9 protein-coding genes and 1 rRNA gene are annotated in these 8996 nt (G+C 68.6%); all 10 read right to left on the bottom strand.

From position 1 onward, the window contains the following. Window positions 1-23 precede the first annotated feature (23 nt). The gene (locus ACFVVO_RS09900) at window positions 24-707 is read right to left on the bottom strand and encodes a MerR family transcriptional regulator (RefSeq protein WP_390053338.1); all 684 of its coding nucleotides are present in this window, start codon (window positions 705-707) and stop codon (window positions 24-26) included. A 248-nt stretch (window positions 708-955) separates the two neighbouring features. After that, window positions 956-1429 (bottom strand): bifunctional nuclease family protein, encoded by a 474-nt coding sequence (locus ACFVVO_RS09905; RefSeq protein ID WP_026253112.1) that lies wholly within the window; start codon window positions 1427-1429, stop codon window positions 956-958. A gap of 86 nt (window positions 1430-1515) precedes the next feature. Further along, window positions 1516-2250 carry a MerR family transcriptional regulator gene (locus ACFVVO_RS09910; protein ID WP_390053339.1) on the bottom strand — a complete coding sequence of 245 codons (735 nt, stop codon included), beginning with the start codon at window positions 2248-2250 and terminating at the stop codon, window positions 1516-1518. A 39-nt stretch (window positions 2251-2289) separates the two neighbouring features. Then, complete coding sequence (locus ACFVVO_RS09915) at window positions 2290-3120, bottom strand: FHA domain-containing protein (protein ID WP_390053340.1); 831 nt, start codon at window positions 3118-3120, stop codon at window positions 2290-2292. A 190-nt stretch (window positions 3121-3310) separates the two neighbouring features. Continuing rightward, entirely contained in the window at window positions 3311-4198 is an 888-nt protein-coding gene (locus tag ACFVVO_RS09920; RefSeq protein ID WP_390053341.1) for a DUF881 domain-containing protein, read from the bottom strand. Window positions 4199-4203: 5 nt separating this feature from the next. After that, the gene (locus ACFVVO_RS09925; protein ID WP_006134295.1) at window positions 4204-4536 is read right to left on the bottom strand and encodes a small basic family protein; all 333 of its coding nucleotides are present in this window, start codon (window positions 4534-4536) and stop codon (window positions 4204-4206) included. Continuing rightward, complete coding sequence (locus ACFVVO_RS09930; protein ID WP_390053343.1) at window positions 4533-5453, bottom strand: DUF881 domain-containing protein; 921 nt, start codon at window positions 5451-5453, stop codon at window positions 4533-4535. The genes ACFVVO_RS09925 and ACFVVO_RS09930 overlap by 4 nt, the downstream gene beginning before the upstream one ends. Before the next feature lie 120 nt (window positions 5454-5573). After that, a complete protein-coding gene (locus ACFVVO_RS09935) occupies window positions 5574-8069 on the bottom strand; it encodes a sugar phosphate nucleotidyltransferase (protein WP_390053344.1) in 2496 nt (831 codons plus the stop codon). A gap of 114 nt (window positions 8070-8183) precedes the next feature. After that, window positions 8184-8792: a CDP-alcohol phosphatidyltransferase family protein gene (locus ACFVVO_RS09940; protein ID WP_199209733.1), complete on the bottom strand. Its 609-nt coding sequence runs from the start codon at window positions 8790-8792 to the stop codon at window positions 8184-8186. A gap of 109 nt (window positions 8793-8901) precedes the next feature. Beyond that, window positions 8902-8996 (bottom strand): 5S ribosomal RNA (gene rrf / locus ACFVVO_RS09945); the annotation flags it as partial.

Raw genomic sequence — 8996 nt, forward strand, 5'->3', positions numbered from 1 at the left:
CCGTGGGGCTCGGTGGGCCGTACTCAGACGGCCCGGTTGCGCCGCCGCGCCAGCTCGTCCGCCGGGTTGTGCCCGACCAGGGTCTCCCCCGTGTCGACACGCTCGCCGTGCAGCTGGGAGAGCGCGCTCTCCACGTCCCGCCAGACCACGCCGACCGCGATCCCGAAGATGCCCTGGCCGCCCTGGAGCAGGGCGTGCACTTCGTCCGGCGAGGTGCACTCGTACACCGTGGCGCCGTCGCTCATGAGGGTCATGCGCCCCAGGTCCTGGAAACCGCGTTCTCGGAGGTGCTGCACGGCCGTGCGGATGTTCTGCAGCGAGACCCCGGTGTCCAGGAACCGCTTGACGATCTTGAGGACGACCACGTCCCGGAAGCTGTAGAGGCGCTGGGTGCCCGACCCGTAGGCGGGCCGAACGCTCGGCTCCACCAGGCCGGTGCGGGCCCAGTAGTCCAGTTGCCGGTAGGTGATGCCGGCGGCCGCGCAGGCCGTGGGCCCCCGGTAGCCGATCTCCTCGGACGCCATGGACGCCACCCCTTCGCCGTTCGGCACCGCCGTCGGCCGCTGTGGGGCGTGGTCGACCGCGCCGCCGGGATATGCGTACTGCCCGCTGGAACGCGGCTGGGAACCCGGGGGAGGGTACGGACCGCTCTCCCCGAAACCGCGTCCGGGGGCACCCCCAGCCGTACCGTCGCCGCTCGTTCTCACGCCGACCTCCGTCCTTGAACTGCCTTCTCGACGGTAGGCAGTCACCAGGGGTGCGTCAACGATCGCCACACTCGCCACGCCGGGTGATAATCACCCTAAGAGTGGTTTCTCGTGCCCCACCGCGGGGAAAGGCTAGCCGAATGCTCTCGCGGAGGGCCGCGTGACGCTCTGGATGGCCGGTGGCAATTGCCACGACGCCGGGAAGCGGCCCGCAGGTCACCGCCTCCGGGTCGCCGAGCCGCTGCACCTCACTGGCTGCTGGTGCCGAAGTCCTCCGGCGAGATCTGGTCGAGGAACTCGCGGAACTTCTCCACCTCGTCCTCCTGCTCGTCCGGGATCGCGATGCCCGCGTCGTCCAGCACCGTGTCGCTGCCGTAGATCGGCGTCCCGGTACGCAGGGCCAGCGCTATGGCGTCGGAGGGACGGGCGCTCACCTCGACCCCGCTGGCGAAGACCAGCTCCGCGTAGAAGACGCCCTCACGCAGATCCGTGATGCGTACTTCGGTCAGCTCCTGGCCGACGGCCTCCAGCACGTCCTTGAACAGGTCGTGGGTCAGCGGTCGCGCGGGGGCCATGCCCTGCTGGGCGAAAGCGATCGCCGTCGCCTCCCCCGGCCCGATCCAGATGGGGAGGTAGCGGTCGCCCCCCACTTCGCGCAGGAGCACGATCGGTTGGTTGGAGGGCATTTCGACCCGGACACCTACGACATCGAGCTCGTTCACACAGCAACCCTAGGCCGTGCTCGGGACCTTTGGGTAGTCGGGCCGGGAACAGGTGCCCGATCCGGCCGCCCGGGACATCCCGCCGTTCAGGGCAGACGCACGCCGAGAGCGGTCTGCACCAGCGCCGCGTGCAGCCGCATCGTGAGCGCCGCCAGCTCCTTCGCCCGGGCCTCGGCGTGAGCCCTGGTCTGGGGGTTGCGGTGGCGCTTCAGAGGGGCCACGACCTGGTCCACCAGGCCCGCCTCCCGGTCGGCGGCGGCCTTCATCGCCCGCAGATGGCGCGGCTCGATCCCGAACCGGCCCAGCTCGGCGACGAGCGAGGCCACGGTGACGGCCGCCGCGTCGTACACACCGTCCTCCAGCGGAGCGATGAGCCCGTACGACTGCCACTCCGCGAGGTCGTCCTCGCCGATGTCCGCCGCCGCCAGCAGCTCGGCCCGCCCGACCCGGGCGACCGTGGGCCGCTCGGACGGCTCAGGCGGCTCTTCCCCGGTGCGTTGGCGCCCCACCACCGGCAGTTGCACGGCCTCACCGCGCTCCATGGCGTCCAGGTGTTCGCGGATCACCTTGAGCGGCAGGTAGTGGTCCCGCTGCATCCTCAGGACGTGCGCGAGGCGGTCGACGTCCCCGGGGCTGAACTTGCGGTATCCCGACGGAGTCCGCCGCGGCTCGATGAGCCCCTCGGACTCCAGGAAGCGGATCTTGGAGATGGTGACTTCGGGGAACTCGTCACGCAGCGCGTTCAGCACCGTGCCGATGCTCATCAGTGCGTCCGTGGCGGCGGTACCGCCTCGGGCACCGCCGCTCGGTGTGTGCAGCATGGACCTTCCCTGGGTTCCCCCCGGACGGAGTCCAGGGGGTCAGATGCCCTGTCGGCTCGCGTAGAAGACCAGCCGGTACTTGCCGATCTGTACCTCGTCACCGTTCGACAGAGGCACCTGGTCGATCCGCTCACGGTTGACGTACGTGCCGTTCAGACTGCCCACGTCGGCCACCGTGAACGAGCCGTCCGGGGAGCGCCGGAACTCCACGTGCCGACGGGAGACCGTGACGTCGTCCAGGAAGATGTCGCTCTGCGGGTGCCGGCCGGCCGTGGTCAGGTCGCTGTCCAGCAGGAAGCGGCTGCCCGAGTTCGGTCCCCGGCGCACCACCAGCAGTGCCGAGCCCAACGGCAGCGCGTCGACCGCGGCCTGCGCCTCGGGCGAGAGCATCGGCACCTGCGTCTGCCCGGTCACCTCGGCGTCGTAGGCCTCGATGCCGGAGATGGAGATCGTGGACGTGGTCTCCGAGGCACGCTCCGGCGCCACACCGGGCCGCAGCGGCGCACCGCAGTTGGAGCAGAAGCGGGCGTTCTCCGCGTTGCGGTTACCGCACCTCGTACACACCAGGACGGACATGGACGGATCCTCCTGCCGCGGTTGCCCCGCGGGGGCGTTGGACGCATACGGGTCGGAGGCAAACCCTCCACCCGCACTTGAGGTTGACGGTTGCCCGAAACCTATGCCGCCGGACTGGGCAGGGTCAACAGACGCCGCGCCCTGGCCTCCGGAAATGTCACCGCCCGGACCAGCGACCTGGTCCCGGAACAGTGGGCGCCGGCCCTCTGCGTCAGGCTGTGCGCGATGACGAGCGGTCGCGTTGTCGCTGCCCTCTCGCGCGCTCTTGCCGAACAACTTCGCAAACAACTTCACGGGCGATTCCCCTTGACCGAAACAGACCCGCCCGTGGGGCAGGACGAACCCTGATTGCCTACACCGGTCGACCCGGACATCCTCACAACGTCCGTATCCACCAGACAGTTTCCACCACACGCCACTTCTTCGGTGCGCCGACCCCCCGCAACCTCATGCCCCTGCCGGATGCCCCCCATGCACCGCCGGTTCACTGGGAGGACGACCGAGCGTAGTCAGGCTGCTTCACCTGTCGCAAGGCGTCCACGACGATCTTGCCCGCCCGCTCGACAGTCACCGTGGCCTGCTCCTTCTCCAGAGTCTGCACCACGCCTCCCGGAATGTTCAGAGCCGGTTCGAGATCCTGCGACTTACCGATGACCTTGAAACGATACGGTGCGTTGATCTTGTTCCCGTCGACGCTCACGCTCTTGCCGGAGTCGGTGAAGTAGGTGCTCGCGACCACGCGCACGCCGTTGACCTGGATCGCCTCCGCGCCGGCCGCGCGCAGCTCCTGGATCGCGTCGAGCAGCATGTCCGCCTTGACCGTCCCCTTCGGGTCCTCGATCGTCATGGTGATACCGGGACCCTGCGCCGCCACGGTGCCCGCCAGAATGCCGAGTTGCTTCTCCTTCTCGGCCGTCTGCCTGCGCGCCTCGGCGGCCTGGTCGGAGCTGCTCTGCAGCTCCTGGCGCTGTTTGTCGAGTCCCTGCTTCTCGTCCTCAAGACGCTGAGTACGGTCGTCCAGTTCATCGAGGATGCGAACGAGATCTTCCTGACGTGCCCCGCGCAGCGCGCTGTCGCTGTCGCTGTTCGACGCCACCTGCACAGCCAGACCGAAGCCGAGGCCGAACAGCAGGACCGCGACGATGAGTTGGGCCCGGGTGACACGCGGCGGCCACACCCCCTTGACCAGCCGCTGCCGGCCCGTGAGCGGTGGCTCGCCACCCTCGGCTCCTTCGGCAGGTGTCCGCCGCGGCTCCGCGGGCGTCCACTCCGGACCGGCGGGGGTTCGCTCCGGCTCGGCGGCCGGGGCCGGGACCTCGTCGGGCAGTTCCTTGCGCAGCCTGTTCTCCGGCCGCTCGTCCTGGTTGCTCATCGCTCTCAAGCCCGGAAGACGTGTCGCCGGATCGCCGCGGCGTTGGAGAAGATACGGATACCGAGGACGACCACGACACCGGTGGACAACTGCGCCCCGACGCCCAACTTGTCGCCGAGGAAGACGATCAGCGCGGCCACGACCACGTTGGACAGGAACGACACCACGAAGACCTTGTCGTCGAAGATGCCGTCGAGCATGGCCCGCAGACCGCCGAACACCGCGTCCAGCGCGGCCACGACGGCGATCGGCAGATAAGGCTCGACGACCGCGGGAACCTCCGGCCGGACCAACAGGCCGGCCACGACTCCCACGATGAGGCCCAGTACGGCGATCACGATGTGCCCTTCTCAGTCTTCTCGGCGTTCGGCTGTGCTGTGCGTACGATCACACTCGGTGCGGAGGGCACGCGGACGTCACCCTCGGTGGAGATGGTGGCCCGGATGCCGAAGTTCTCCTCCAGGGCGTGCAGATACAGCCCGTCGGCGCTGTCCTGGAACCTGGTGCTCAGCCTCTGCCCGTCCCCCACCGCCAGCACCGTGTACGGCGGCACCAGCGGCCTGTTGTCGACCAGTATCGCGTCACCCGCGGCCCGGATCGCGGACAGGGCCGTCAGCCGCTGCCCGTTGATGGAGACGGCCTCGGCCCCGGAGGCCCACAGTCCGTTCACCACCCGCTGCATGTCCCGGTCGCGCACCCGTCCGGTGTCGGAGAAGCCGGAGGTCTCGCGCGGATTGGAGCCGTCGCCGCCGGCGCTGGCCTCCTTTGCGTCGTTCACCACGAGCTTGATGCCGGGGCCGTGCACCGCGCTCGCGCCCGACAGCACGCCCACCAGATCGGCCTCGGAGCCGCCGCCGCTGCGGCGCAGTGCCGCCCGCCGGCGCGTGTCGACATCGTCGCGCAGCTTGTCGACGTCGCTTTCGAGCCGGTCCGCGTCCGCGGTCTCCCGGTCGATGCGGTCGATCAGCTCCTGGCGTTCCTTGGCCACCACGGGTGCCGCGATCCTCGCCTGTGCCGCTCCCACGGTGACCACCAGCGCTGTGAGGACCAGGCCCGCCGCCAGGCCCAGCTTCGCCCTGAGCGTCTTCGGCAGCCCGCCGGCCTCACCCTGTGCCGCCCGCCGGGCGGCGGCCTCCGCGTAGCCGTCGTCGAGGCTGTGGTCCATGACGTTGGTGATCAGCGACATGGACGCGTCCGGGCGCGACGACCGCGGGGGGCTGCTCCGAACGGGGGATTGCTGCGGCATGCCGCACATCGTCGCATGTCGAGAGCAGTACCTCCGAATGGCCCCACCGGCGTGCCGGACAGGCCCCCCTGGGGGCACTTGTCCGGCACGCGCGCGTGCGGCGGCTTTCGCCGTCCGGAGCCGCCGGTCCTACCGCCCGGCGCTGTCCACCACGGCCGCCCACTCGTCCAGCAGGGCCTGCGCCGAGGCGTCGTCCGGCCCCTCGGCCCACAGATGGGTGACGGCCTCGGCCGGGTCGGGCAGCACCATCACCCAGCGCCCGTCGGTCTCCACGACCCGCACACCGTCGGTCGTGTCGACGGACCGGTCCCCGGCCGCCTCGACCACGCGCCGCATGACGAGGCCCTTGACGGCCCACGGAGTCGCCAGGTCCCGCTTGAGGACGTGCGCCCGCGGAATCCGCGCGTCGATCTGGCTCAGCGTGAGCTGCGTACGGGCCACCAGCCCGATCAGCCGTACGAAGGCCGCCGTGCCGTCGTAGACGCTGCTGAACTCGGGGACGATGAACCCGCCCTTGCCGTCGCCACCGAAGATGGTGCCCTCCTCACGTCCCACGCGCGTGAGGTCGTCGGGAGAGGTGGTGGTCCACTCGACCTGGGTGCCGTGATAGGCGGCCACCTGCTCGGCGATCCTGGTCGTGGTCACCGGCAGCGCCACCCGGCCGCTGCGCCGCTCCGCGGCCACCAGGTCCAGCATCACGAGCAGCGCCCGGTCGTCCTCGATGATCCGGCCCTTCTCGTCCACGAGCGACAACCGCTCGCCGACGGGGTCGAACCGCACACCGAACGCGGCCCTGGAGGACGCCACGATCTCACCGAGACGCACCAGGCCCTTGCGCCGCATCTCCTCGGTCTCCGTGGGCCGGGACTCGTCGAGACCGGGGTTGATCGTCAGCGAGTCCACGCCGAGCTTGCCGAGGAGGCTGGGCAGCACGAGACCGGCGCTGCCGTTGGACGCGTCCACGACGACCTTGAGGCCCGACTCCGCTATCCCGGTGATGTCGACGTTCCGCAGCAGCGACCCGGTGTACGAGTCGAAGACGCTCGCCGGGAAGTACAGGTCGCCGATCTCACCGGGGAACGCCCGGCGGTACTCCTGCCGTGCGAACACACGGTCCAGCTTGCGCTGGCCGCCCTGCGACAGGTCCGCGCCCTGCCCGTCGAAGAACATGATGTCGACGGAGTCCGGCACACCCGGCGAGGTCCGGATCATGATGCCGCCGGCACTGCCGCGCGCGGTCTGCTGCCGGGCCACGGGCAGCGGAACGTTCTCCAGGTCCCGTACGTCGATGGCGCTGGCCTGCAGCGCGGAGATCACCGCTCGCTTGAGTGCGCGGGCGCCTCGGGAGTGGTCACGGGCCGTGGTGACCGTGGAGCCCTTCTTCAACGTGGTCGCATAGGCACCGGCGAGCCGTACGGCCAGCTCGGGCGTGATCTCCACGTTGAGGATGCCTGAGACACCACGGGCGCCGAACAGGTTGGCCTGCCCTCTGGACTCCCAGATCACCGAGGTGTTGACGAAAGCGCCGGCCTCGATCGTCTTGAACGGGTAGACCCGCACATTGCCCTGAACGATCGATTCTTCACCGATCAGGCACTCGTCACCGATGACCGCGCCGTCCTCGATCCGGGCGGCCCGCATGATGTCGGTGTTCTTGCCGACCACACAGCCGCGCAGATTGCTGTGCTGCCCGACGTACACGTTGTCGTGCACGACGGCCCGGTGCAGGAAGGCACCGCTCTTGACGACGACATTGGAACCGACGACGGTGTGCTCACGGATTTCCGCGCCGGCCTCCACCTTGGCGTAGTCGCCGATGTAGAGCGGCCCGCGGAGCACCGCGTCGGGATGCACCTCGGCTCCCTCGGCCACCCAGACGCCCGGCGAGATCTCGAACCCGTCGATGTCGACGTTGACCTTGCCCTCGAGGACGTCGGCCTGCGCCTTGACGTAGCTCTCGTGGGTGCCGACGTCCTCCCAGTAGCCCTCGGCGATATAGCCGTAGACCGGCTTGCCTTCCTTCATCAGCTGCGGGAAGACATCACCGGACCAGTCGACGGAGACATCGGCCTCGACGTAGTCGAAGACCTCGGGCTCCATGACGTAGATGCCCGTGTTCACCGTGTCGGAGAAGACCTGCCCCCAGGTCGGCTTCTCGAGGAAACGCTCGACCTTGCCTTCCTCGTCGACGATGGTGATACCGAACTCCAGCGGATTGGGCACCCGGGTCAGACAAACGGTGACCAGTGCGCCCTTCTCCTTGTGGAAATTGATCAGGTCGGTGAGGTCGAAGTCCGTCAGGGCGTCACCGGAGATGACGAGGAAGGCGTCGTCCTTCAACGCCTCTTCGGCGTTCTTGACGCTTCCTGCGGTACCGAGCGGCTTCTCCTCGTTGGCATATGTGAGCTCCATTCCGAGCTCTTCGCCGTCGCCGAAGTAGTTCTTGACGAGCGATGCCAGGAACTGCACGGTGACAACGGTCTCGTTGAGCCCATGCCTTTTGAGCAGCCTCAGCACATGCTCCATGATCGGGCGGTTGGCCACGGGCAGGAGCGGCTTGGGCATGCTGGAGGTCATAGGGCGAAGGCGAGTGCCTTCGCCACCGGCCATCACGACGGCCTTCATGTCGGAAGCGTCCTCCTAAAGAGACGACGGTCTAGCCGACTTCACCCGTCCAGATTGTCCCGCACTTCGGCGCGGCGGGCCATCGGACCACTATGTCCGGACAATCAGTGGGGCTCAATCGGCCGTGGCGTCCGCGCGGACGAGGCGGCGGACTTGTACCACGTAGAGCACTCCTGCCCACCAATAGAGGGTTGTACCCCAACCTGCGAACGCCCATCCGAAAACAGCGGCCAGTGACGCGATCCAACCGTTTCCGTCGCTGAGCAGCAGGAGCGGGAAGGCATACATCAGGTTGAAGGTGGCGGCCTTCCCCAGGAAGTTCACCTGGGGCGGCGGATAGCCGTGGCGCCGCAGGATGCCGACCATCACCAGCAGAACGAGCTCTCGGGCGAGCAGAAGGCCGGTCAGCCAGAGCGGCAGGATCTCCCGCCAGGTGAGGCCCAGCAGGGTCGAGAGAACGTACAGCCGGTCGGCCGCGGGGTCGAGCAGCCGGCCGAGGTTGCTGATCTGGTTCCAGCGCCTGGCGAGCTTTCCGTCCAGGTAGTCGCTGATCCCGCTCAGTGCAAGCACAAGAAGGGCCCAGCCGTCGCTCTTGGGGCCTCCGAACTCCGGCCTGAGGATGAGCCACAGGAAGAGCGGGACGCCGGCGAGCCGAGCCATGCTGAGGATGTTGGGGATGGTGAGGACCCGGTCCGTCTGGACACGGGTCTCCTGGACCTCCACCCGGGGGCCTCCTGTGCTGTAAGGAGCGAAACGATGCTCCCCGACCCTACCCCAACGCAAAAAAGCTCCGGCCCCTGGGCATTGCCCAAGAGCCGGAGCTGTAAAAGGAGTTCGGCGGCGTCCTACTCTCCCACAGGGTCCCCCCTGCAGTACCATCGGCGCTGTGAGGCTTAGCTTCCGGGTTCGAAATGTAACCGGGCGTTT

The organism is Streptomyces sp. NPDC058145 (assembly GCF_042884245.1).
In the GTDB taxonomy this organism is placed as follows: domain Bacteria; phylum Actinomycetota; class Actinomycetes; order Streptomycetales; family Streptomycetaceae; genus Streptomyces.